General features: G+C 42.4%; 24 protein-coding genes and 1 tRNA gene. 13 read left to right on the forward strand and 12 right to left on the reverse strand.

The annotated features are described in order from the left end of the window. The first annotated feature begins 22 nt into the window (after positions 1–22). The 5 genes from DN068_RS21545 (at position 23) to DN068_RS21565 (ending at position 3950) form a co-directional block, all read left to right on the forward strand. Positions 23–1291 (forward strand): MFS transporter, encoded by a 1269-nt coding sequence (locus DN068_RS21545; RefSeq protein ID WP_111001028.1) that lies wholly within the window; start codon positions 23–25, stop codon positions 1289–1291. Between the two features lie 160 nt (positions 1292–1451). Beyond that, the gene (locus DN068_RS21550) at positions 1452–1676 is read left to right on the forward strand and encodes a hypothetical protein (RefSeq protein WP_111001029.1); all 225 of its coding nucleotides are present in this window, start codon (positions 1452–1454) and stop codon (positions 1674–1676) included. A gap of 291 nt (positions 1677–1967) precedes the next feature. Beyond that, positions 1968–2417: an SRPBCC family protein gene (locus DN068_RS21555; RefSeq protein WP_111001030.1), complete on the forward strand. Its 450-nt coding sequence runs from the start codon at positions 1968–1970 to the stop codon at positions 2415–2417. Between the two features lie 216 nt (positions 2418–2633). After that, the gene (locus DN068_RS21560; protein ID WP_111001031.1) at positions 2634–3551 is read left to right on the forward strand and encodes a pentapeptide repeat-containing protein; all 918 of its coding nucleotides are present in this window, start codon (positions 2634–2636) and stop codon (positions 3549–3551) included. Positions 3552–3602: 51 nt separating this feature from the next. Next, positions 3603–3950 (forward strand): DUF2200 domain-containing protein, encoded by a 348-nt coding sequence (locus DN068_RS21565; RefSeq protein ID WP_111001032.1) that lies wholly within the window; start codon positions 3603–3605, stop codon positions 3948–3950. Positions 3951–3971: 21 nt separating this feature from the next. Here the strand turns inward: DN068_RS21565 and DN068_RS21570 are convergent, their stop codons facing one another. Continuing rightward, on the reverse strand, positions 3972–5303 hold the full coding sequence (locus DN068_RS21570; protein ID WP_165836487.1) for a T9SS type A sorting domain-containing protein: 1332 nt from the start codon (positions 5301–5303) through the stop codon (positions 3972–3974). A 224-nt stretch (positions 5304–5527) separates the two neighbouring features. Between DN068_RS21570 and DN068_RS21575 the strand changes: the two genes are divergently transcribed. Continuing rightward, positions 5528–6103, forward strand: coding sequence for a dihydrofolate reductase family protein (locus tag DN068_RS21575; RefSeq protein ID WP_111001034.1), 576 nt, complete (start codon positions 5528–5530; stop codon positions 6101–6103). 302 nt (positions 6104–6405) lie between these two features. Here the strand turns inward: DN068_RS21575 and DN068_RS21580 are convergent, their stop codons facing one another. The 3 genes from DN068_RS21580 to DN068_RS21590 form a co-directional block, all read right to left on the reverse strand. Next, a complete protein-coding gene (locus DN068_RS21580; RefSeq protein ID WP_207799089.1) occupies positions 6406–7758 on the reverse strand; it encodes a dipeptidase in 1353 nt (450 codons plus the stop codon). Positions 7759–7883: 125 nt separating this feature from the next. Beyond that, on the reverse strand, positions 7884–8522 hold the full coding sequence (locus DN068_RS21585) for a response regulator (protein ID WP_111001035.1): 639 nt from the start codon (positions 8520–8522) through the stop codon (positions 7884–7886). A 24-nt stretch (positions 8523–8546) separates the two neighbouring features. Then, positions 8547–10403, reverse strand: coding sequence for a tetratricopeptide repeat-containing sensor histidine kinase (locus DN068_RS21590; protein WP_165836488.1), 1857 nt, complete (start codon positions 10401–10403; stop codon positions 8547–8549). Between the two features lie 269 nt (positions 10404–10672). Here DN068_RS21590 and DN068_RS21595 point away from each other — a divergent pair, with 269 nt between their 5' ends. The 3 genes from DN068_RS21595 (at position 10673) to DN068_RS21605 (ending at position 15003) form a co-directional block, all read left to right on the forward strand. Beyond that, positions 10673–12769, forward strand: a complete 2097-nt coding sequence (locus tag DN068_RS21595) for a T9SS type A sorting domain-containing protein (protein WP_111001037.1) — start codon at positions 10673–10675, stop codon at positions 12767–12769. 291 nt (positions 12770–13060) lie between these two features. Further along, positions 13061–13852 (forward strand): helix-turn-helix domain-containing protein, encoded by a 792-nt coding sequence (locus DN068_RS21600; protein WP_111001038.1) that lies wholly within the window; start codon positions 13061–13063, stop codon positions 13850–13852. Positions 13853–13911: 59 nt separating this feature from the next. Continuing rightward, positions 13912–15003: an FAD-dependent monooxygenase gene (locus DN068_RS21605; protein ID WP_111001039.1), complete on the forward strand. Its 1092-nt coding sequence runs from the start codon at positions 13912–13914 to the stop codon at positions 15001–15003. A 597-nt stretch (positions 15004–15600) separates the two neighbouring features. Here DN068_RS21605 and DN068_RS21610 read toward each other — a convergent pair. From DN068_RS21610 to DN068_RS21645, 8 genes are all read right to left on the reverse strand, one after another. Then, positions 15601–15673 (reverse strand) — tRNA-Lys (locus DN068_RS21610). Positions 15674–15786: 113 nt separating this feature from the next. Then, positions 15787–16251, reverse strand: coding sequence for a hypothetical protein (locus DN068_RS21615; RefSeq protein WP_111001040.1), 465 nt, complete (start codon positions 16249–16251; stop codon positions 15787–15789). Then, positions 16248–16718, reverse strand: coding sequence for an RNA polymerase sigma factor (locus DN068_RS21620; RefSeq protein ID WP_123985447.1), 471 nt, complete (start codon positions 16716–16718; stop codon positions 16248–16250). Before DN068_RS21620 ends, DN068_RS21615 begins: the two co-directional genes overlap by 4 nt. A 253-nt stretch (positions 16719–16971) precedes the next feature. Continuing rightward, a complete protein-coding gene (locus DN068_RS21625; RefSeq protein ID WP_111001042.1) occupies positions 16972–18147 on the reverse strand; it encodes a hypothetical protein in 1176 nt (391 codons plus the stop codon). A 259-nt stretch (positions 18148–18406) separates the two neighbouring features. Next, positions 18407–19582: a THUMP domain-containing class I SAM-dependent RNA methyltransferase gene (locus DN068_RS21630; protein ID WP_111001043.1), complete on the reverse strand. Its 1176-nt coding sequence runs from the start codon at positions 19580–19582 to the stop codon at positions 18407–18409. A 382-nt stretch (positions 19583–19964) separates the two neighbouring features. Then, entirely contained in the window at positions 19965–21713 is a 1749-nt protein-coding gene (locus DN068_RS21635; protein WP_243630371.1) for a phytoene desaturase family protein, read from the reverse strand. A gap of 37 nt (positions 21714–21750) precedes the next feature. Continuing rightward, positions 21751–22344 carry a riboflavin synthase gene (locus DN068_RS21640; RefSeq protein ID WP_111001044.1) on the reverse strand — a complete coding sequence of 198 codons (594 nt, stop codon included), beginning with the start codon at positions 22342–22344 and terminating at the stop codon, positions 21751–21753. A 10-nt stretch (positions 22345–22354) separates the two neighbouring features. Then, the gene (locus DN068_RS21645) at positions 22355–22891 is read right to left on the reverse strand and encodes a hypothetical protein (RefSeq protein ID WP_111001045.1); all 537 of its coding nucleotides are present in this window, start codon (positions 22889–22891) and stop codon (positions 22355–22357) included. A 267-nt stretch (positions 22892–23158) separates the two neighbouring features. Here DN068_RS21645 and rpsU point away from each other — a divergent pair, with 267 nt between their 5' ends. The 4 genes from rpsU to DN068_RS21665 all read left to right on the forward strand — a co-directional run bounded on the left by rpsU (position 23159) and on the right by DN068_RS21665 (position 26035). Continuing rightward, complete coding sequence (rpsU, locus tag DN068_RS21650; protein WP_111001046.1) at positions 23159–23356, forward strand: 30S ribosomal protein S21; 198 nt, start codon at positions 23159–23161, stop codon at positions 23354–23356. A 72-nt stretch (positions 23357–23428) separates the two neighbouring features. Further along, a complete protein-coding gene (locus DN068_RS21655; RefSeq protein WP_111001047.1) occupies positions 23429–24331 on the forward strand; it encodes a tyrosine-type recombinase/integrase in 903 nt (300 codons plus the stop codon). Between the two features lie 146 nt (positions 24332–24477). Beyond that, on the forward strand, positions 24478–24777 hold the full coding sequence (locus DN068_RS21660) for an HPF/RaiA family ribosome-associated protein (RefSeq protein ID WP_111001048.1): 300 nt from the start codon (positions 24478–24480) through the stop codon (positions 24775–24777). 130 nt (positions 24778–24907) lie between these two features. Further along, complete coding sequence (locus tag DN068_RS21665; RefSeq protein WP_111001049.1) at positions 24908–26035, forward strand: PQQ-binding-like beta-propeller repeat protein; 1128 nt, start codon at positions 24908–24910, stop codon at positions 26033–26035. Positions 26036–26144: the final 109 nt, after the last annotated feature.

The raw sequence follows: 26144 nt of genomic DNA on the forward strand, positions 1-26144 counted from the left end.
CCAAAAACGATTTAAGGAACAAATGAGCTATATAACAAAATCAAAAACTTTCCGGGCGTTCAGCAACCGCAACTATGCGTTGTTTTTCACGGGACAATCGATTTCGCAGATCGGCACCTGGATGCAACGTACCGCTGTAGCCTGGATGATCTATTCGCTCACGGGCTCTACGCTTAAAGTGAGTCTGGTTGTTTTCGCACAACAATTTCCATCATTTCTGCTTTCGCTTTTTGGCGGCATTACTGCTGATCGGTATAGCAGGTACAAAATCCTGCTGATCACACAGACTGCCTCCATGATTCAGGCCATTTTACTGGCAGTCCTGATTCTCTCAAATCATTATGTGATCTGGGAAATTATGGCACTGAGTGTGGTCCTCGGTGTTATCAATGCATTTGATGTACCGGCGCGCCAACCGATGATTCATGAAATGGTGAATAACAAAGAAGACATCGCAAATGCGTTGGCGCTGAATTCTGCAATGGTAAATATGGCGCGACTAATAGGACCGGCGTTATCTGGCATTGTATTGAAAGCACTCGGTGCTGGTTTCTGTTTCTCGCTTAATGCTATCAGTTTTGTGGCAGTGCTGATCTCACTTTTACTGATGAAGTTTCCAAAATTTGTTCCGCCTGTGAATAAGAAAAAGGTACTGCATGAACTAGAGGAAGGTTTTCAGTATATCAGAAAAACACCGGCAATCGGCATTCCCGTTCTGATGCTTACGTTTATGAGTTTGCTTGTTCTGCCTTACGATACGCTTATTCCGGCATTCACAACCATCTTCAAAGGAGATGCGGCCACTTTCGGTTATATCAACAGCTTTATCGGGTTGGGTGCCATCACGGGCAGTTTATTCCTCGCATCAATGAAACGGGAACAAGCGCTGAAAAAAGTATTGCTCGCCGGCGCTGCAACACTGGGTATCGGCATGATCATATTCTCGCAATTCAAATCATTCCCTTACGCAATGCCATTTGCGATCATCATGGGTTTTGGCACATTGATACCAATGACATCCTGCATCACCATTGTGCAGATGGAAGCCGCCAGCAATATGCGGGGCCGCGTGATGAGTTATGTAGCTTTATGCTATTTCGGAATGCTTCCTTTGGGCAGCCTGTTGGTCGGTACCATTTCAGAAAAAACTTCGGTACCGTTTACGATGGCTTGTCAGGGTATCATATCAATACTGATTGCGGTTTTGTTCTGGAAATCGCTGATGCGAAAGACACGGAAGACGACGCCCACTGTACAGGTGCAAAAAGAGGCTTTAGATGAGGTACAATAAATGAGAAAGAAAACCGCCGTAACTGGCGGTTTTCTTATTTTATCCAATGATCCAATCACTTTAAAATCATTACCATACGTCACATCCCACCTTACCCCCAATTTTTAGCGACCCCAGTTATCAAAAATATTACGGTATTTTAAGACAAATTTTCAGACATATGGATAGACTTCATCCTGACACCGAGGATAAAATCTATCTGCTTTTGGGTGATCCCTGCTTTTTCCGCGTTGGTTATGAAGTAGACAACAGTATTCGTGGATTAGTAATCAAAAGAGGCGTCACAGGGCCTTATTCCCAGAATGCCATCATCAGCTATTATGCAGTTGTGGAGCGTTTTAAAGGGAAGCACCAATGGCAGATCACAATCACCCGCATCCTCTGAAAATTTACTGAAGCCCCCTTACCTTCTTTATGAGAATATCAAACAATGGAACACGCCCAAAAGTGTGTTCCATTTATATTTTTAGCTATTTAACGATTTTCCTTAGGCCCTTCAACCAATTCAGTCGCAAACACCCCTTTTTTTGTCTGATCTCGCCTATATTCATATCGCTTTTTCCTGCCATCTTTGTTGCGTCAGAATAATAGAAGACAGCAGACCTAACATGGAGCAGCAACCATTAAAAACGGGCGAAACCGAAAAGCCAGACGAGTAGGAACAAATCCATATCTTATGTCAAGCAATAGCGTTTCTCTGCACAGAGTATTTAAAGCAACACAGGAAAAAGTATACCGCGCATTTACCGATGCCACAGCTATGGCTGCCTGGCTACCGCCTTACGGTTTTCTTTGCACGGTTCATCAAATGGATGTGAAAGTTGGCGGTACTTATAAAATGTCGTTCCAAAATTTTTCGACTGGTCATAATCATTCTTTTGGCGGCACCTATCAGGAACTCAAACCAAACGAATTCCTGAAATACACTGATAAATTTGATGACCCTAATATGCCCGGTGAAATGATCACAACAGTGTCGCTGCGCAAAACAGTAGCTGGTACAGAAATAAAAATCACACAAGAAGGAATTCCGGCGATGATACCGGTTGAAATGTGTTATCTCGGCTGGCAGGAATCACTGGACAAACTCATGAGATTAGTAGAACCAGTAATTCCGGATGCTTAATTAAAACTAATTTTCATCCCAAAATAAAAGACCGCATAGATCTGAAGATTTATGTGGTCTTTGCTTTTAAATACTGATATTCAACGAATACAACTCATGGTTGTCAAAAAACAACGAGTAGTAGCGATCTTACAACTAACGGGATTGGCCATTTTGAATGTTTCCGCAATGATCCAAAATACCTTTGCTGTATCGTAAAAAATAAACAACAGTACCATGGATACTAAAATGATTGGCGACAAAATTGCTAAAGCGCGCAAAGAAACAAATATGTCTCAGGCGGAACTTGCACGACTTCTTTTTATCAGTCCGCAAGCAGTTGGAAAATGGGAACGTGGAGCGTCGATTCCTGATATTATTACGTTTAGCCGGCTGGCCGAAATTCTCCACGTTGACCTGAATTATTTCTCGGAAAACTTTCCTTCTGCAAGCAATGAAAATGTTTTTAACATTAGCGAAGCCAAAACTGAAAAAGAGCAGATTGACATTCCGGAACGCCCCCTGTTAACCAATTTCCATGGAAACAACCTCACCGAAAGTGATTTGGAAGGTGTCGTTGCCCACAATCGAAAATTTAGCGGCAGTGCTGTGCGCGGTTCCAATTTTACAAACGCCGATCTCACTGGCAGTTCTTTCATAAGCTGTGATATTCGCGATGCCAATTTCGACGGCGCAAACCTGACCGATTGCAAACTGTCTACCGTTGATCTCACAAATGCAAGCTTCAATAGAACGATACTCATGCGTACCCAATTTGACAAATCAATCCTGACCGGCGCTAAGTTCACCGACATCGAAATGCTAGATTCAAGACTGACAATGCTGGATCTGAGACAGACAGATTTACAAAACTGTGTATTCAACGGTGTAGATTTTGAGTATTCTGATCTTAGAGGAATGTCGCTTGACGGGCAAACTTTTATTGGCGTTAAATTTCAAAAAGCAGCGCTAAACGATGTATCATTTAATGGCGCAACGCTCAAAAATGTTTCGTTCCAACCGTCCTATGCATTGACCAATAAATATTACCGCGCTATTAAAACAATCCGTTTCGACGGTGCAATGATGGATAAACTGACCTACGCCGCACTCAAAGGATTGGAAGCCAACTTATCAAACGTCACGATCATCTAAGAGAACTACGCCATCTTGATTTTGAAAGTTAACTTCGACAAAACACTACCAATGGATAACACACGAGTTTACCGAATGACTTTTGCGAGCGTTTATCCTTTGTATATCAATAAAGCGGAACGCAAGGGCCGCACTAAAGAAGAGGTAGACGCAATTATTTTCTGGCTGACGGGATATGATACAAAATCATTGCAAGAGCAGATTGATCTCAAAACTGATTTTGAAACTTTTTTTGCCGGAGCGAAACTCAATCCAAATGTTTCTAAAATAACCGGCGTAATCTGCGGTTATCGCGTAGAAGAAATTGAAGATAAACTGATGCAGCAAATCCGCTATCTCGATAAATTAATCGACGAGCTGGCCAAAGGAAAATCGATGGACAAAATTTTGAGAAAATAGATTCTGTTTCGGCTTACGCTATCACTGCTTCAGTAATTTGAATTCGCGAACAATGTTATCATTTGTTTTGACTTTAATAAAATAAATGCCGGGAGCAAAGTTTGAAATATTTATCTGCTGATCGTTTGTCGCATGTTCATTTAAATAAACGCGCTGGCCAAGTGTATTTGCAATTGACACTTGATAACTGCCGCTGTAAGGTTTTACAGCATGTACATTTACCATATCATTTGCTGGGTTTGGATAAATGGCAAACATAGGATGGACGCCGCCTATATTTTCAACCGCTGTAGGATTCGTATTGATTGTTACGTACGTGGTATCTGCGCAACTAAGACTAAACGCTATGAGTCTTACTATATAAATTCCTCCAGTCGCATACACATGCGTTGTATTCCATGACATAGACATCCCGCCATCTCCAAAATCCCATACTCCGGCTACAGCAGCAGTAGATGTATTGCTAAAAGACAGCGTATCACCGACGCCGACGGTATAATTAAAATCAGCATGCAGACCAATATTCCAATGCCATTGAGGCATACTGTCGTAAGCGACCAGATTCGCAGCATTTCTGATATTTCCCGCATCTGCAGCACTCAGTGTGTAATTGTAAGGTATCAACGCGGGATCTTTATGAAACAACGCTGCATAAAATGTACAGCCAGCGGCATAAGTACCTGCTTCAGTTGGGTGACTGCCATCGGTCTGATATAACTCAATGGAAGGATACTGATGTCTGATATAATGCCGTACAGCGCCGACAGGAGATACCTCTGCTTGCCTGACCGGCACAAATCCGCCTACCGTTGCGGCAGAATATCCCATAACAGCCATTACCGCGCTATCAGCGTAAGCTCTGTATCTTAAGTTAACCAAACTATCCATGCCTTCATAAGTGCAAGGATAAGGCCATGAAGTGCCGCAGAACGATGGCTCACCATTTTTGTAGCCCCAGGTCATATAAAACAGCACTTTGGTACAGGAATCATTCGCTGCAATTTTCTGATCCAGACCTCTCGCAGCATAATAAGATCCAACAAAGAAATTACTGGGATCTTCTGCAGCACCAAGACTCTGCTCCTGCAAGATGACATAATCCCATTCCGCCGAATTTATTTTTTGAAGACAAAGAGGGTCATTATTGTGCTGATCCAATGTATAACCGCCGGGAGTATAACTGTCAAAGACCAACGTGTCGCCCATAGACGCCGCTATATCAGCCGTTACCTGCGGCAGATTATTGACATAGGTATAGCTGTTCCCGATAAACAGCACTTTCATTTTCTTGCCGGCAAATGTTACAGAACTTACTATCAGACTGAATACGAATGCTAAAATGCCAAACCGCATGATCTTTGTATTATGGTGATATCTGCCAGAAACTGGCATGGTTTAAGACGCAGGCCGGGCAAAAAAACGTTGGGAAATTTTAAAGAAATCCGCCACCATAAAATCAGGAAAACCAGAAGCCTTTCTAATTTGTCGTAAATCCCCCCGCAATTGTCGGTTTCCACCCAACGCAGTTAGCAATATTTCCCTGAGATTTGTATCATTAAACTCAAACAAAAACCAACATGGGAAACATAGTATTATTCATGCACTGCTCACTCGATGGCTTTGCTGCCGGCACAAAAGGTGAAATGAACTGGATCCAGGTAGATCAGGAGCTATTCGATTATGTGGAAGAAAGAATCGCCCAAACCAATACGGCATTATACGGCAGGGTCACTTTTCAGATGATGGAGAGCTATTGGCCTACGGCAGCGGATCAGCCGGGGGCAACCAAACATGATAAAGTACATGCCGTCTGGTATAAGAATGCACACAAAGTAGTATTGTCAAATACGCTGAACGAGGCAGACTTCAAGAATACGACTGTGATTGGAAAGAACTATGCATCCATCCTTCCCAAATTAAAAGAAGAAACAAAAGGCGACATTCTGTTGTTCGGAAGTCCAAGTACAGCGCACGCTCTTCTGGCTGAGAATTTAATCGACGAATGCTGGATTTTCATCAATCCGGTGCTGCTAGGCGAAGGAATTCCAGTATTTAAAGGCATCAAAGAAAAAGAAAAATTGAAACTGCTGAAGACGCATGTGTTTAGTTCGGGTGTGGTTTGTTTGAATTATGATGTGCAACGCGGAAATTAATTTGGCATGATGCAAATAAAAAAGCCTCACAATGTGAGGCTTTCATTTTTCTGTGATCCCGTTGGTATTAATGTCGAACCAATTTATTGACGATTTAAAGAAATTGGCGTCTATAAATTAGCGATTTGAATCAAAAAAATTACGACCTCGACTTAAACAATCACAACCCAAACGCGAAAACAAAATACAATACCGTTCAACAAATTGACATGGACAAAGCCGCAAAAATTAAACGGGGATACAAGTTATGATTAGAAAAACGCAAGAAGCGAGCTTTCGCATTTACATTTGTTCTATATTTTCTATTTACTCATTGTTGCTTCCCCAAATACTCTCATAAAATTCCCACCGCCAATTTTGCCGATTTCTTCGGCGTTAAATCCGGTTTTCAGCATCGCTTCCACCACCGCATAATAGAATCCTGATTTTTGTTCAGGCCAATTCTGGTTCGAGCCGCTTGCCCTAAAACCATCTTTGCGTCCGTCATTCATAGGTCCCTGCGTTTTTTTACCCTGGCTGCCATCCGGCTTATTCCCATGTTCGCTACCGGCCACACTACCATCCCTCAATTTTTCTCCTGGCTTCGGGCCAAAATCCGCATGATGAGTTCTATCATCCGGACTGTTATAGGGTGGGGTAAGTTTTGTATCTGTGCCGATGCATACGTGATCAATGCCTACTACGTCTACCATTGCCCTGATGTTCTGTGCATATTCAAGGGCGGAATCAGCAAGGTGTGTCCAAACACCGATCACGCCACCTGTACCTGCCACAAATTTGGCATGCTCCTTACTGATCAGTCTCGGGGCCATCATTTTTGCCATAAAGTCGTTAGAGCCTACCTGAGTGTCAAGCCCTGTATGGGAAATAAGTACCGGCTTTTGTGCCACTTTAAGTGCCCCGGTAACCGTGGCGACATCTGCATGCGAAAGGTCTATAGCGATACCTAACCGTTCACATTCCCTGATCACATCGGCCCCAAATGGTGTAAGGCCGTTGTAGCGTACAGGATTGGTGAAAACATCGCCCAACGGAACGGAGGCATCACTATCATGCAGTAACGTTATCAAGCGCAGGCCGCGGTCGTAAGCCACCTGTAAACGCTCCGTTTTGCCTTCAAGGAAATGAGCGCCTTCCACTGCCTGGATTACCGTGGGCTGGTGTGCCTTGTGGGCAGCAAGCAAGTCTGCCACATTGTACGAACGCTTCATTCCACTGTTTTTCAGCTGTTGATCCAGGGAGGAGAGCCCGTTCAGGAAACGCTCATAAGCCATTCCGGGTTCGTCGAGTTTTCGGTAATCAACGGCAAAGGTCATGCAGATGGCAGCAAGACCGGACTTAATCATTGCTTCAGACAGTTTCACATCTGGGCCGGGCATTTCACCTGTAACCATTGGGACATCGATATGATTGTGGGTATCTATACCCAGCGTTTCGACTACAATTTTGGTAACCCGTGGGTCAATGTCGTCAAATGCCAAAGACGCGAATGGGGTCGACACCAATGCCATGCCTGCACCTGAAATTGCCATTGACCTGATAAATTTCCTCCTGGACCAACTGGAAGCATTTGCCATATATAAAGCTATATTGTTTCGTTCTTGAAATGAATATTCAGTTAAAAAGATACAGCCGGATTTTGCAAGAGAAAACACCGGCCTCATTATTATCCCTATCGCTCAATTAATTTAAAACTATAAAAATATCGAAATAGAGAAATTTATGAATTTTGAAGTTTTTCAAAATTCTCAAAAGACCTTTTACCCTAAAGCTGTAGTTTCTACTTAGCGAGACCTAGCTTTAAAGCTTTGGAAACAAGGCCTGCTGTATTTTTTACATCCATCTTTAATAAGATATTCTTTCTGTATTTTTCAACGGTTGTCAGGCCCAAAAATAAACGATCTGATATTTCCTGGCTGCTAAAGCCGTCAACAAGGAGCTGCAATATTTCTCCTTCTCGCGGTGTTAGATTTGGTTTGAAGCTTTGATTTTTACGAAGTACCTGATCCAACTGCGCCATTTTTTCTTTCATTGAAATGTCCATGAATGTATTGTTATTATAGACCTCTTCAATTGCTTTCATTAATTCTGACTCCTGAGTTGTTTTTAGCACATATCCTAAAACACCGTTTTTGAACATTAAATTCGCATAGAGAACACTATCCAGATTCGTTATTGCGAGCATTCGAATTTCCGGATATAATTTGCGAATAGATATTGCGATTTCGTCACCTAGTCTTCCCGGCATTTGAATATCTAATAACAGCACATCAGGTTGTTCTTTTTTTAAACCGTTTATCAACTCCGCTTCGCTATTGTAAACACCTGCCAGAGTGAAATTCGAATGACTGCCGATTACGTTTGCGAACCCTTTCAATACAAGCGGATGGTCATCTAAAATGGCAACTTTTATATTCATCTTTTAGAATTGATTGTTGAAAAATTAACCCAGATCCATAAGTTTCGCTTTGGCAAACTCCAGGAAGATCGTTGTCCCTTTATCAAAGTTTGATTGAATAGACATTTCGCCTTTTAATGTAGCGACGCGTGACTCCATATTCAATAGGCCAATCCCCTTCGTTATACGTCCTGTGTCAAAACCGACCCCATTATCCTCAAATGTGAGTTGAAGGCTATCGGGATGCTCCAACACCTGCAAAAACATCTGGGATGCCTTTGAGTGTTTTTGCGAATTCTGAATAATTTCCTGGATCAGGCGATAGAGAATCAGTTTGACATCATTATTGATCCATTCAAGATCTCCGTAAATTTCAACACTTAACGGAAATGAATTGCCCCCATTGATCCTATTTCGATATTCTAATAGTACCTCCGCAAAGCTTTTTTGTTGCAAAATGTTCGGTGTTAAATTGTGCGCGGTATTTCTGACTTCCTGCGCAACATCACGAAGCATTAATTCTATACGGCTAAAATTTTCTATTGAGGGATTCTTAATAACGGCGCCTAAATTCATCGTGATGGCAGAGAGCATACCACCAATGCCATCATGCAACTCTTTTGCCAGGCGATTGCGTTCTTGTTGTTCCCCCTCAATTGTAGCCTTTAACTGCAACATTTGCTTTTCTTGATTAAGCTGTTCAATTCTGTGTGAAGAAAGCTTTCGTTCAAACTCTATGTCCTGTAATCTTCGTTTTTGTTTATCCTTACTGACTTTTATTAGCACAGCGAATAACGAAATTATTAGTACCAAAAATACAGCTCCACTTACCAGCATTGCATTTTTCCGTCGAATGGCAGCCGTTTGTCTTTCGATCTGATCTTGTCTATCCCTTATTTTTTTTTCATTTTCCGCTGTCCTGTACTGGATTTCCAATTGATTAATCTTGTCTGATGCATCTGTTTTATTGATACTGTCGCTCAACCGGCTGGACTCTTTGCTATGATATAAAGCCGTTTTCCAATCATTCTTCTTTTCGTAAAGTTTCATCAAATAACGATGGGCCTGTATGACGTCAAAGGTTAAATGACGGATTTGCGCTCTTTTTAAAGATGAGTCAAAATAACGAACCGAATTTGCGATGCTATCTTGCGTGAAAAAAATTTTCCCCAGCATTTCATAGGCTTCATTAGTCTTCTGTGGGGGAACGTTTGCCTCATCAGTTATCAGTGTCAGAAAAATAGCTTTAGAATTTTCTAATTTGCCAGCATGAAATTCAGTCACAGCAATATTACCCAATGCCACCGATCTGAATTTTTTATTACCAAGACTGTCAGCAATGCGGAAGACTTGCTTATAATTCCATTTGGCCTGCTCCCAGTCACCTCTTTTATCTGCTAACAATCCTTCGTTGTTTAAAATATTTAGCCTAAACATTGGCTGGTTGAAGCGACTACTTGATTTCTCAGCCATTCGAACATAATATTCAGCTTTAGCGTCCTGGTTGATTTCTCTAAAAATGGTACTCATGTTTAAGTACAAAAACATCTTCAACGAATCAGAGACGGGTTGATGTAATTCTTTATCTACATATTCTAAAGCCTGCACGGATTTTTCAATGGCCATATCAAACTGGTGGGTGCTGATATATGCAATGACGAGGTTGATATAATAGCATGCAATCTTTTCTTTCGCAACGGGACTGGACATTTTTTCTCTTTTAATTGCTTCTTCCAGACTAAATGCGGCCGGAATGAAGTTCCCGTTATTGAGATGATAGTTACCGAGTCTGTAGAGCAGACTAGCCTGTTTATGATAGTTATCATTTTCGCTCGCGAGTAAAAAACTGTCAAGAAGCAGATCGGTGAAATGATCTCTTCTATAATTGAAAATTGCCTTCAAAGACGGCTCACCGTTTTTTTCGGGCTGGTAATGCTGCGCGAACCCCGAAAAATAATGGAGTAAACCCGAAAGGAAAAAAGCCAAAAAACAAAGCCGCTTATACATATTACACTTAAACATATACTGGTAAATGGGGTAAAAAAGGCCTAAGGCTTGAGATATTTTTGAATATATGAAACGGCGAGGTTGTAAAGGCAAAACAAATATAACAACTGTCAGTCGGATTATTTTTCACGATACCCTTTGTTCATTTTTCAAAATTTCATGTAATGCACTATCGTATTAATGTGTTTTTTTCAACGCTATTAGCTTTTACCATTTGTTGTGTTTCAGCAAGGGCACAGACGCCCCAATACACCCATCAGGGAACTACCGCTTCCAACCCTAATAGTTTCCCATTTACAAATGGATTTAATAAACTTCAATGGCTCTATCAGGGAAATATGTTTGCCAGTGCGCCAAGCGGCTCTATTACTAAGATTTATTTTAAAACGTTGTCGGCAGTAACGGCGACCATGAATGACCTGGTCATACGAATTGCTCCCACGACATTAGGCGCATTATCTACAACAAATTTTGAGACGCAAGGCTTCGACACTGTTTTGAGCGCGGCTACCTATGCTATGACTACTCAGGCTGGACAATGGGTTGGCATTCCCCTTCAGACGCCCTACCCTTATACTGCCGGTCAGAGCTTTATCATCGAAATAACAAAGTCATCGGGAACCGGATTGCCGATTTTGGCATACCAGACCTCAGAAAGCTATGTGGCCCGGCTTCACGCCAATTCAGCAACGGCAACCGCGCCAACAGGTAACGCACAAACGTTGGGCGAATTAGGTTTTGATATCATCTCTTCCAGTACCGCCGTTATTACCGGACCGGATACCATCTGTTTGGGCAGTAATCAGAATTTTTACGGCTCACCCACTGGTGGCTCTTGGAGTATTAACAATACAAGTGTTGCATCCATATCTTCTTCCGGCACCCTGACCGGACTAACTAGCGGTAGCGCGATAATAACCTACAATTACGGTACTGGCATTATAGCCAAAAATGTATTCGTAAAAGCCAATCAATCGGCCACAATTACGTTGGCGGCAAATCCAGGAGATACCGTTTGCGGTGGTAATTCAATAATGTTGAACGCAACAGTTACGAATGCCGGAGACACCCCATCTTATACCTGGATCGTAAATGGTAACCCGCTCATCATACCTAATAACAACCCAACCTATAATGTCAGTAATCTTTCGGGAGGAACTGGATATAATGTTGCATGTGTCGTAACCAGCTCGCTGCAATGTATCGCAAACGATACAGCGAGCCGATCAATTTATTTCAGACCTGTTGTCACACCCTCCGTATCAATCATGTCGAATAATTCAACTCCCGTTTGTGTTGGTATTCCCGTCCTGTTTACAGCAACACCCAGCAATGGAGGAACGGTCCCAATCTATCAATGGTTTAAGAACAATATAAATATTGTCAATGCAAATAACGTTACCTATAGCGACGCGACATTACAACCAACTGATATCATCACCTGTCAAATGACGAGTAACGCTACCTGTCCCAATCCAAACATTGTAACGAGCAATATATTGATAGCCCCCGTCAATCCAATTGCAACAACCCACGTGCAAATATCCGCAACCGACACCTCAGTCTGTTCCGGTGAATCTGTCACTGTTGCAGCAATACCAACCAATGGCGGCTCGGCTCCAACGTTCCAATGGTATTTGAACGGAACAACTGTAAATAACACCAGTGGTATTTATAATTATACACCTTCCAACAATGATCAGGTATTTTGTGTTATGACCAGTAATGCTCTTTGTACAAGCAACGCCGTTGATAGTTCCGACACACTCACTTTTGCCGTATATAATTTGCCTGTCGTTACCATCCTGCAAAACGGTAATACTTTTTCCTCAAGTGCTGCAACTGGTAATCAATGGTATTGTAACGGATCAGCAGTAACAGGGGGATCTGGACAAACCATTGCAGCAACAGTGGATGGATATTATAAAGTAGTTGTTACGGATGCGAATGGCTGTCAGGTTACATCTGACTCTATCCTGTATCAAAATAATGTGGGTGTATCAAATGTGCTTTATGGCAAGGTCACTAAGATCTATCCAAACCCGGCACATCAGAAATTAATGATAGGCATTGATCCCGAAATAATAGATAAATTGACGGTTGAATTATCGATTACAAATCAGCTGGGACAAATGGTGTATGTATGTTCCCCGAAGTCTTCGAGCATTACGATAGACTTAGAGCAGTTTTCAACAGGGATTTATTTTGTGAAGATAAGTACGCAAGAAGGTTCAAGTGTATCTCGCTTTGTGAAAGAATAGTTACAATGATCCAGGTATAGAGAAGGCCGTTTGATCACAAATGGCCTTTATAATTTTAATAACTGATCATGAAACAAAATACTCTGGAAAGACAATGCCAGAAGCTTCGGAAAACCTTTACTAGACAAACTCCAGTTCAACTTTTGTTCGGTTGAGCTAATCAACCATAAGCCACAATTATAGTTAACCTATTTAGCTATTACGATGGTTAGTTTAGAGAATGTCGCAGATCAAAACCATGATTTATGCGAATTATGTATTGGAGACTTGTATTACTGTAGCTTTGTTTATATGAGCAAGAAGCAGGCAATTCCCGTTAATCAATTTGGCGCAGAAGACATGGTAATTGAACGTGTCGAATTCGATAAACTGCCTGAATTGGGTGAATGGCAGCAACCTGAGCGGCATGACCGGCATTCTTTCTTTTTGCTCGAAAAAGGCAGCGTGACCATGGAGATCGATTTTCAGGTTTACGAAATCCGCGCTCCATCGGTCATTTACATGCATCCGGATCAAGTACACAAAATACGGAGCTTTAAACATGTATCGGTAGTTGCCTGGGCTATACACAACGAACACCTGACGAAGCAAAATCTGGCAGCTCTGGAAGTTACCGCCCCCATTTCACTGCACCCTGAATCTTATGCTCTGATCGCAGACACCGCAGCAATTGCCATGAGGTTTAAGGATCGACAGACTATTCTGAATGCATTGATCGAACTCGTCATTGCGCTCTTCGATCATTCACCCGCGCAGCATAGGTCTTACACCATTGCCAAAAGCTTTAAACAATTATTAGAGCAGCGTTATGTATCGCTAAAGCGCCCTAATGATTATGCACAATTACTCCATTTGTCGGTACCCTACCTGAACGAGTGTATTAAAAATGCAACGGGACATTCAGTCTCCCACCAAATACAGCAACGCATCATTCTTGAAGCCAAAAGACTGCTCTATCACTCTGCTTATTCTCTAAAGGAAATAGCAATGCTTTTAGGCTATGATGACTACGCCTATTTCTCCCGGCTCTTTACCAATATAGTGGGTACCAGCCCTGCAACTTTTCGAAAAAACCACGATTAGTCCAAATCTTACTGTCATGCTGCCGAAAGCTGAACGTAATGGCAACAGACCTTTGAGCTATGAAAAATGTACTCATATCTGGTGCCAGTTTCGCCGGTCTGGCCACTGCTTATTGGATGAACAGATCCGGCTACCAGGTAACCATCGTTGAAATAAATCAATCCATCAAAAAAGGTGGTACACCTGTCAATATATTAGAAGGCACCATTGATGTTGTTAAACGGATGGGGTTATTTGAACAGATTGCAGCCAACCAGATCCGCATGGAGCGTATGGAATTTAAAAATGCACTGGATGAAACGGAACGATCAGAAGCCCACAAAAAAAATGAAGAATACGAGATAGAAAGGGACGTACTTCTGGATATGATGTACAACGCTGTTAAAAACAATGTGGAGATTATTTACGGCGACAGCATCACTTCGCTAACCGAAAATAATAACGGAATTGACGTAACCTTCAGGAGCAACCCGTCACGAACTTTTGACCTGGTATTTGGCTGCGACGGCATTCATTCCATTGTACGCAAACTCTGGTTCGGCCCTGAAACTGAATTTTCACGATTTCTGAACATCTATTTCTCCATTAGTATAGTCCATAAACTATTGATACCTGAGTACACGACCCAAATGTACAGCGAACCGGGCCGGACAGTCATGCTTAATGCTTATAATGGCAAAACAGATATCTGTTTCGCCTACCATTCCGAAAATGAGGTTTCCTACGACTATCGTAACGACGTTCAAATGCGACAAATGATCTGTGATGCCTTCCAACGTACCGGCTGGCGCACACCTGAATTACTAAAGGAAGTAGCCGCATCAGAAACATTCTATTTTGACAAACTATGCCAACTTAAAATGCCCAACTGGACAAAAGGCCGGGTTGCATTGGTTGGTGACGCAGGCTACTGTGCTTCTCCGGCCGCAGGTCGGGGCGGCTCGCTCGCTATCGACGGTGCAGCCGCACTTGCCGACGCTTTCGAGCAATCAGACGACGACTATCAAAAAGCTTTTAAAAGTTATAACACAGGCTTTCGCCCTTTCGTTGAACAGCTTCAGGAAGATGTAGTGAGCTATAACCTGGATGCACTTGTGCCAAAAGATAATGAAGCAATCAGAAAACGAAATAAAGAAGGTTTTGGTTTTTAAACTTCATTCCAAACCTTATGAAGAAAAGCCATTTAGCTGAACCCGATATTGTTAGTCCAGCAGTGATTTGATTGCAGATTAATCGATTTCACCGCCCACACTAAAAATCATTCAGCAACCGAGGTATTTCGTCTACCACAACATTGCGAAATTATTTAACTGTCAAAATAGCTGTCCGTATCTACCCCTTTACGTGGATGGATTTTATTTAGCGTGCTAAAAAAAACAACAGACGAAATTGTAGCCCATTCTGGGAGGGTTTTGCCATGTTGCGTGCCTGTTCCACAACACAACTTTTAAAGAAAATACCGCTTTAATAGGACGATATCTTCCTTTAACTTTCAAAAGAAGGATAAAGAATAGGAATAGCTTTTGAAATCAAAAAAGCTTTTTAAAGAAAATAAAGGGGGAAATCGGTCGAACTAAATTTTTTATTTAGTAAGAAACTGGCTAATATTTACGCTTAATCATTTCTATCCCCCAAGAATTCTACTTGATCCCTTTTCCGCTCTTAAATATCCACCTCTTATAGTATTGAAATAAATGGAGATAATTAGTATAAAAAAGGAGACAATCATAATTGATCGTCTCCTAAAGTGATCCCGTTGGGACTCGAACCCAAGACCCATACATTAAAAGTGTATTGCTCTACCAACTGAGCTACGGAATCTCCTTATATATTCCCTGCGGAACGGGTGCAAATATATGTCAAGATTTTTTTCCGTCATAGTACTTAATGTATATTTCTAAGCACCATGAATAAATTATTAAGTTTTGGACGTGCTATTTTGCATTATTGGCATGTTGCATCGACTGCACCTGCTGTTGCAGAAACTCAATCTGCTGCTGGTTTTTACGATAACTCAGGTAATAGAAAATAGCCAAAATCAATAAAATTTTCGACAAGATAAAAATCCCTATAAATGCAGGCCGCCAATATTTGTGCACTCTGATATGCCCATCAGAAAAGATCACTTTCACTTCTTCTTCCGGCTTGCGACTGGTCGGTATTATTTTCGGTGTCGTTTCAAACAGACGGCTTTCAATCTCAGCCCACACCGTCAGCGGAGGTGGTACCCGGTTATCGTAAGCCATCCGCTCCAGCCGGTCTTCAACACTCCAAAGCGCTTCCTGCAGCAAGGGTTGCGTCCCCAACAGCCGGCGCAACTCCTGCTCTTCCCGCTCTTCAAGCAGTCCAAGCACATATGCTTCTATAACGCCACTATCTATATACTCCTGGATGTTCACGATAATTTCTTTCTGATGATACTTAATGCAGCGAACAGATTTTTTGCAACTTCGGCTTCGGTTGTCTGTTGCATTGCTGCAACTTCTGTTCTGGATCTTCCTTTCAGGTAAATCTCCATAAATGTCTCCTGAAGAATCGCGGGCGCATCCGCCAGCATCGCCATACATTCAGTAAATGTCGCATTTTCATGACGGACATGATTGTGTATTAAAACCAACTCACGGGCCCTCCCCTGCAACCAGCTGTAAATACTCAGCGGCGAACTACAAGCCTCTTCCATCTGACCCGGCAGTTTTGCAAATAAGTTGACCAATATCTTTTCAGCATCCTTCTGCGCAGGCACAAATTTCAGGATGTAGCCGTACAACATAGGGCCATATCGCGCATACAGCAACGCCACGGCTTCTTTACCGTCGCCCTTCCGTAAGGTTTGCTTTAAGGTATTTTTAGTAACTATTTCAGGCAAAATCAAAACTTCTTTAATGAACAATCAAGCCACCAAATTAGCCATTTTATAGCAACTGGCGTGTTTATACGTCGTTTCACTGAAATACACCATCTGTCATACCGTATTTGTTCAATGTTTCAAATGCCGTCAAAATGCCGCCGGTCCTCCTTAAAATTATCAAAAATGATTTTGCATTTACCTTTCGTTTTAATAAAAAAAGGGCAACATGGTCAAAACCAATGCTACCCTTGTGATGAATGCATAATTAAGATCAGGCTTTAGCGTCTGCCAATGTAGCGGCCGTACCGTTCACACTCACTTTTTTATCCTCTACGCCTACAAATACGTACAAGCCGTTAATCATTCCAAAAATATAAGATGGCTCATAAACGCCGGGATAAAGTGGTTTACGCAACGTTACATTTCTGTAGTCACCCGTATAACCTGCTGCTTTCAACAATTTGTCCGCTTCGGTAATATCCATACTGATCGGCCAGTTAATTACCTGATCTTCCAGCCATGGGCTGTCAATATATTGCACCGGTCCAAATGTCCCCCAGCCCGTTGCCTGAATGATAGCAGTACCTGCGCCTGCACGGCAAACAATACGCATTTGCTTCAGATCATTCGGATTGCTGGTCGGTTGTGCAGAAACTGAATCTACTTCATACAATTGCGCATCGGGATATTGTGCTTTAATCAGGTTGAGGCCAATATTTACACGACCGAGATAACTCAAAATCGCTTTATCCGGAGCTGCAGCTTTTGGCATCGCCTGGATTTCTGGTTGAATGATGCGCACATCATAAGTCTCGCGGAGCACATAGGTAGCTATACCGCCAAAAGTCGTTACGACCACCGCTGTGTTACTTACCTGCAACGGGCGGAATGTCCATACGATATTCGTTCCCTGAATGCCCGCAGTAATTAATTCAAGATCAGTATTGTCAAAAGAAATGTCGAGGCTGGCACCATAAGTGCCTAACACCGCTGGATGTTTGATCTGAAAATCGCGCCCCAATAAAGCGGTAATATTTTCATTGGCAGGAGAAGCCGTAGTCTGGGTATCATTCGCATAAGAAGTTGTGAGATCGGCCGCCGTAATGGATTTGCCGTTTTTCTTCAGTTCCGCATACTCAATGGTTACAGGAACGCCCTCCGGATGATTGGCGTCTACGATGATCACAGATTTAGAATTAATCACCGGAGAAGGCAGCATAATGTCTACATTTTGCGTTTTCTCATAAGATTGCATGTCGCCGGTCAATGGTCCTACCCAACCTTGCAGGTCAAACTTCAAGCCACCCACAAAATTCTGGTCGCGGTGAAAATTAATAGCTGCCGTAAACTGAGGAGTCTGGCCTGACGCCGAAAGAATTAATTGATGCGAAAATGCATCGTACCGGGCCGTTAATTGCGTGGCCGGGATAAGTTGTAGAAAGCCCATGATGATTATATTAGAGAATATTTGAAACGCCTACTCTTAGGTTTTTCGGCTTCCACCCCAATGAAGCTTCAATTGATGTGTCAAAATAAACGAATCCCGGACTTTCAAATCTGCGCAAAACAACCTGATTAAAAAAACAGGTAATTATACCGGGGGCAACGGATAATGCTATCGATGCGACAACGACTCCAACTCCCTAAATTGAAAATGGTGAACACCCGCCGGGCATTCACCATTCACCATTGACCATTCACCAAAATCAATCTTCCGCTTTTCTTCTCGTTCCTTCATACAGTTCATATTCCAGCAGACGGCAATCGATTTTACTGTTGTAAAATTCTATCCTGCGTTTTGCTTTCAAGCCGATTTTCTTTGCCAGATCAAGGTTTCCCGTAAAGATGTATCCGTAATAGCCACCGCATTTCTGTTTCATAAAATCACCGATACGAGCGTACGTGGCTTCGAGTTCTGTTTCTTCACCAAGACGGTCTCCGTATTCCGGATTCATAAACACCGCGCCCTTTCCACCTTCTGGCACATCGGTCTCTGCGAAATCACAAAGCTGAAATTCAATCAAATCTGATACGCCAGCAGCCAGTGCATTTTTCCGCGCATTTTTTATAGCGATATCGCTGTAGTCCGAAGCAATGATCCGCAATCCCGGTACTTCATCAGCAATCTGGTTTTCGAGCCTGCCGCGTTCTTCCAGATAAATATCTTCATCATAACCGATCAGGTGCATAAATGCGTAGTTATCGCGAAACAGACCCGGACGTGTGTTCGTAGCGATCAGCGCCGCTTCAATAGCCAGCGTTCCCGAACCACACATCGGATTTACAAACGGAGATTTACCGTCCCAGTTTGTTGCCAAAATTGTAGCAGCAGCCAGCGCTTCCAGCATCGGGGCGCGGCCAGGTATTTTGCGATAACCGTGGCGGCCTAATGAATCACCGGATGTATCAATAAATATTTCAGCCTCATCGTTTTTCCAAAACAAATGCACCACCGCACCAATCAATTCTGCGCCAGTTGAAGGTCTTTCGCCGGTTTTCTCCCGCATGCGGTCTACAATAGCGTCTTTTACACGCAGATTGGCAAACATGCTATTGTTGATAGTTTCATTAAATACATTGCTTGTTACGGAAAAATATCCGCCGTCCGGCAAGAGCGTTTCCCAGGGAAAAGAACGGAGTTCACGGTAAATATCATCGGCATCTTCCGCACGGAAACGTTTCAGGCTGTACAATACCTGACTCGCACAACGCAAGCTCAGGTTGAGACGGATGCATTCATTTACGGTTGCATTCAGCCGAACGCCGGTCATAAATGTTTCCTCGATCTCGTAGCCTAATTCTTTTACTTCTTTTTCGACGTATGGCGCCAGACGTTTATTACACGTAATGGTTACCGGTGCACTCTTTGTATAAACTGACATATCGGCCGTAAAGGTAATTTCTAATAGTGAGTTATAAAGGATGAGTTATGAGTTAGTGTCAATGAGCAACTCAGAAAGAACAAGCACATTCATCACATTGATCACATTCACCACCTTAAAAACTACATACCCAATCGGAAAAACAGCGATCATACATCAGCGATTAATGCACATAATTGCCTCAACCCCAGGTATCAAAAAAAATTCCTCTTTTTTAAAACCAAGGCAAACTTTCTTTCGTAAATAATTTTAGAAAGGACGCTCCATTATCCTCGATAATCTTGATTAGCAAACCCTCAAATTGCTAATTAAACCTTTTGTGGTGACTAATACTTACCCCGTTGAAAATGCCATCAGATTTATTCTCGATGGCATTTTTCGCTTATTGAATAGTATCGTTTTTCATTTTTGCAGCGAGCCGTTGCGCAGGTGTGGGGATCTGCTTCCAGGAATTATTATAAGGCAGGAACGCCGCGTGATTCTTCAGCTCGTTTATTTGTTTTTTCCCATCCATATAACCGGCCAGCAATCGAAATGCGTCTGGTTTTTCTTTCCGGAGAATCAATAACGCGGCATTAGCACCGGCTTTTACGGCTATCGGCACACCGCCACCAAGCTCCGCCCAATGCCCGCCAAGCAAAAGATTTTGAACTGGCGTCTGGTAATGCGCCACTTTTGACTGCATATTTTTCCGGCCGGGCTTTGCGCCCATCATGGTGCCATTTTTATTACCTGTATAGCGAAGATGCGTAACCGGTGTAGCAACATCACAAAACAAAATATGACTCCGCAAACCGGGTACTACTTGTTCTTCTACTCTTCTAATGAGTACATCGGCAATTTTATTTTTTAGCGTTTTGTATGCTTCGCCGCGAATGTAATTGCCCGCCTCATCCTTCTCTGTTTGCCAATCGGCATGACTATGAAAATACGCCGGCATAAATAAAGTGAGCGTCCCTTTGCCCTCAGGTGCCAGCGAAGGATCTCGGAAGGATGGTGCTAATATAGAAATCTCTGCTTTTTCAGGATCTCCACAATTACAATCATCAATTGACTTGCCCTTAGCCGCCAGATGAATCAGTTCTTCATTAAAACCGAGTTCGGCCGGCGAACAATCTAACGCAATTGAAACAGTCACTGAGGAACTATACAATTCAGCTTCCTGCAACTTTTTCAGAAAAGCAGGTTTTACTGTATTGCAAGGCAGCATCTTCTCATAGAGCGTCTCCACATCACAAGCCGCAATGACATACCGGCTACGGATTTCGTAACGTTTCCCCCGCTGCTCTGCGATTACGCCATTGCAGATATTTCCATTGAGTAAAATTTGTTGTACGCTGCAGCGAAAATGAAGATCATTATTATAATAACGAATCAGATGCACAAGCCATTCCGGCAACACCTGCCCCCCACCATACGGCGGACTCTGAAAATCGCCATAGTAAGCCCAGCCAATTGGCACGAGACAAGAGAGCATTTCGGTATCCGCAGCAAAAACTTTTTTTAATTTCTCCGAAGTAAAAAAACGCGCTAATCCTTTTTTCATGCCCTTTTCACCCGTATATCTCAACCAGGGAATAAAAGCCATAGCAAAACGCAGTAAATTCCATTTGTTGGACAGTCGCTCAGTAGCGCTCATTGTTTCTTCAGAACGGAATACATGGCTAAAGTTGGCAAATGCATGCCCGATTTTTTTCGCAGCCGCAAAAAAATGTTCAATTCCTTCTTTGTCCTCCGGAAATTCTTGCTGCCATTGCACTTTCAGCTTATCAGGTTCGTTGGTAAGCAGATAATCATAGCTTTCACCTTTATACCGGCGAATGCGTTTTTGCGGAATTGCTCTAGGATAATCATTGCCTAGAAAATCGAAAACGCGGCTGGCCATACCACCTGGCGCACATTGATTGAGCCAGTGGATTGCTGTATCAAAACGAAAGTCTTTCCTTCGGAATCCTGCAAGATAACCACCTGCGTGCGGCTCTTTTTCGAGCACGCAAACAGAATATCCGGCTTTACTTAACAATGCGGCAGCGGTAAGCCCGCCCATTCCGGCGCCAATGACCACAACATCATAATCAGGCTTTATCTCTGCCAGGTGCATACGGTTTACGGCAGATGTTTGGATGATCATTTACATCTGCCTGGCCGCAATATAAAACATTGGATTTTTATGCGCTCTGCAATTGTTGCTGACGCAAGAGATACTTTCCTAAAACATCAAACTCAATATTGACCAAATGACCTTCCTCCAACTCGTGAAAATTGGTATGATCGTAAGTATATGGAATAATGGTTACGGTAAATTCATCTTTGCCGACATTAAAAACCGTAAGGCTGGTGCCATTAATGCATACTGAACCTTTTTCAATAATAAGCGAAGCAAATTCTTTCGGAAAACGGAAACGGAACAACCAGCTGCCGTCTAATGTCTGCTTTTCAACGCAGGTTGCAGTTGCATCTACGTGACCTTGCACAAAATGACCGTCCAGACGATCGCCAACGCGCAATGAACGTTCGATATTTACTTTACGGCCTCCCTGCCATTGACCCAGATTGGTTTTTTCCAGTGTTTCTGCTACAGCGGTTACCTTATAAGTATCACCGTCTATAGCCACAACAGTAAGACACACACCATTATGCGCCACCGACTGATCTATTTTCAGTTCGTTGGTTATCGTTGTGTTTACCCAAAAATCTACGTTGGAACCTTGTTTTTCGATACGGGCAATGGTGCCCAGCGTTTCTACAATACCTGTAAACATGGCTGCAAAGCTATTGCTTATATGCCGTACCGCGATGGTAAGTTGTACCAGTATCAGATACTACAGTAAAATCAACCAGCATAAAAGTATCATTTGTCTGGTACTTAGTGAGCGTCCCTGTCAATGTATCCAGATTGGAACAAATTGGCACGCCAAGACCCAGCAGTGTATCGTTGGAAGCTGTATAATAACGTGTAGCTGTAAAATTTAAAGAATCCCCATTAGGACAAAAACCTGTAATACGGATATTAGTGCGCGTCAGCGGCCACAGATGCATGGTTACCGGCGTCACATACGCCAGACTATTATCGGGCAGATAAACTGAATCCTGATAAGAATAAGTGCCGGAAAATACCTGTGAAGGATAAAAACAAACGGAATCGTTAGGCGTACCGGGAAAATCCCAGTTATAATTAACCGCCACCGGATCGTTACAATAAGGTCTGGAGAGCCGCGGGTCGCTTTGCCCCTGCGGATCTGAATATTTTTTACACGCCAGAAAACCAGTAACGGCCAGAATGATAATTATGATATAGCGGTATGACATGAAATCGTTTGCTGTCGCTAAATTAACGTGATAATTCGGAAAATGTTGCTTTAAAATTGTACGTTTTAAGTGTTACGTTCTAAGTTGTTTTTTCCATAGTGGTACGTGATAAGTGATACGTTACAAGTTATTTGCGCGGCAACTAATAACGTAAAACGTACAACTTACAACTCAAAACGAGTTAAAGCTTTCAAAAAATTTGTGTAGATAAAAATGTTTCGTACCTTCGCCATCCCAAATTCTACCAAAAAGGGGGTATAAAAAGTTATGTTGATCATCGATTCTAAAGATTGCGAAAATATTGATAAGGCGCTGAAAAAGTACAAGAAAAAGTACGAGAAATCACGCACACTCAATCAATTACGCGAACGCCAATCATTCACTAAACCATCGGTTAGACGCCGTACACAAGTGTTGAAAGCGATTTATCGTCAACAGATTGCTTCTGGCAAACTCGAAGATTAAGCCTTAAAGGTTTAAAATAAACATTTGTGCCTGGTACTGTAGATATGTATATTTACGGTATCAGGCATTTATATGTTAAAGCAATACCAAACGGACTTCATCCATTACCTGCGTTTTGAAAAACGCTACTCCTCTCAGACGATCGCCGCCTACCAGACCGACCTGAAACAATTTTTCTCTTTCTTCCTTAATATATATGGTCCACTTCCAGAAACGGCATCGGGCATCGACACTTATCATATCCGCACCTGGCTGGCCGATCTTAAAGAAACGCAACAACAGTCCTCACGCAGCATTAATCGTAAAATTTCAACGCTGCAGTCCTTTTTTAATTATCTGAAGAAAATGCAACTGGTCGATAAAAATCCGACCAAACGGCTGCACACGCTAAAAACGCCCGAGCGGCTGCCGGTTTTTGTAAAAGAACAGGAAGTTGATTTTTTACTGGAAGGCGTAGATTTCGGGAAGGATTTCAAAGGGAAGACCGACCGGCTGATCTGCGAAATACTCTATGCAACGGGTATGCGGCGTAATGAGCTCATGCTGTTGAAGGAAAAAGATGTAGAATGGAGCCTGAAACAAATCAGAATATTAGGTAAAGGCAACAAAGAAAGGCTCGTGCCCGTAAATACACCTTTGCTGGACATTATTAAAGATTATGTGACTGAGAAAAAGCATGTCGACCATTATAACGATGAGTTTTTACTCATTTTAGATTCGGGCGCTCCGCTTTATGCGGGTTATATTTACCGGACGGTAAAAAAATATCTTACCGAAACCGGCACTACTCTTCCACGAAAAAGTCCGCACGTATTACGGCACAGCTTCGCCACACATCTGCTTGAAAACGGCGCCAACATACAGGCGATCAAAGATCTGCTCGGCCACAGCAGCCTGGCCGCAACCCAGATTTATACGCAAAACAGTATTGCGCGGCTGAAGGAAATACACGAGAAGAATCATCCGCGAGGGTAAAAACCATGCCTAATTTTATGTTAATGCGATTGACTTTTTGTTTACCTTTTCTTAACTTGGTATTACCACTCTAAAAAGATATACGACGCGTATGGACCAATAGTACTTGTTTAAATTCCCATTATTTAACCTTTAATAAATTCGTTATGAACGTGCAAATTCAAACTGTGCACTTCGATGCAGACAGCAAATTGCTGGATCGTGTGAATGAAAAATTAGCTAAACTTAAAACTTTTCATGACCGCATCGTGGGTGTTGAGGTTTACCTCGTGCTGGACAACGTAGCCCATAATATAAAAGACAAAGTAGCCGAGATAAAGGTGTATATACCCAAACACTCTTATTTCGTAAAACATTCCAGCAAAACGTTTGAAGAATCATTTGATCTGGCTTTTGATTCTATGGTAAATCGAATTAAGCGTCAAAAAGAGAAAGCACTCGCATAATCTTTTAGAAGGCAAACTTTTCGATAAATAATCCGGTCTTATGAAAGACCGGATTATTTATTTTATACCCGGCTTGCACTAAAAGGCTAAAAAGGCTATTTTGCAATACTAATTTTCAATTTCAAACCTCATGCAGCAACGTTGGATCAACAGGATGCTTGCCATAGCAATGGTCGCAGGTGTTTTTACTTCTTGTAAAAAAGATTACAGCAAGGATGAACCTCTTCCTGAAGTTTACACACCATCTATCTTCGTCTCTAGCCAAAACGCCATTTTATACGCGTTCACTTTAAACGATGGTGTTAAGAAATTTGAATATCCTGTGGGAGACAATGCGGCAGCTTCTCCAATCGTTTTCAACGGCGACTTATACGTAACGCTTGTAAATGGCCGTATCCTGAAAATGGATATCAATCATCCAACGGTAAAACATACTTATAGTTTACCTGCCCAGCTAAGCTCAACACCAATCGGCGACGCCGGTACGGGTCTGCTATATGTGGGCGCCAGTAATGATTCTATGTATGCTATTGATACTAAAGCAGACACTGTGCGTTGGCATTTTGGCACTAAAGATCAAGTCATTTCATCACCTACCATCTACCAGGATCGCCTGATCTTTGGTTGTTATGACGGTAGTGTGTACGCAATCAGCAAGTTCGACGGTCATCAGCTGTGGAGCTTTGATGCTGGTCTCGGCGTATCATTTTATTCGTCACCAACCAAGAGTGGTAAATTCATATACATCGGCGCCAGTGATGGTAACCTGTATGCATTGGATACTGCCGGCAACCTGAAGTGGAAATTCCACACAAACGGTGAGGTAAGAAGCTCTCCAATTATTTACGGCGGTAACGTAATCTTCGGTAGCAACGATTACAATCTTTACTGTATCGACTCAGCGTCGGGTAAACAACGCTGGTCTTTTGCTACTAACGATCGTATCGTTTCTTCTCCATATGCCTTCGGACAGGTAATCTATGCAGGCAGTTATGATTATAATATGTATGCGGTAAACATCCTTGACGGTACACTGAAATGGAAATTCCCAACTTCGGCACTGATTAAAGCGTCACCGATGGTATATAACGGTCGCCTTTATTTCGGCGGCTATGATAAATATCTGTACGCCCTGGATACTTCAAACGGCGGCATTGTCTGGAAACAAAATATCAACGGCAGCATGGATTGCTCTCCGGTGATTGTAAATCCTGACGGAAGCAATTATAACTCTTCTATCAGTGGTGCTCAGGACTAAACATCAGACTATTCAACATTAAACATCAGATCAATTTATAGAAAAAGCCTTTGTTTCATAAAACAAAGGCTTTTTTGTTTTTCTACATTGCCTCGTCCTAAAAAAGGTT

It is taken from the genome of Taibaiella soli, from assembly GCF_003236175.1.
Lineage (GTDB): Bacteria > Bacteroidota > Bacteroidia > Chitinophagales > Chitinophagaceae > QKTW01.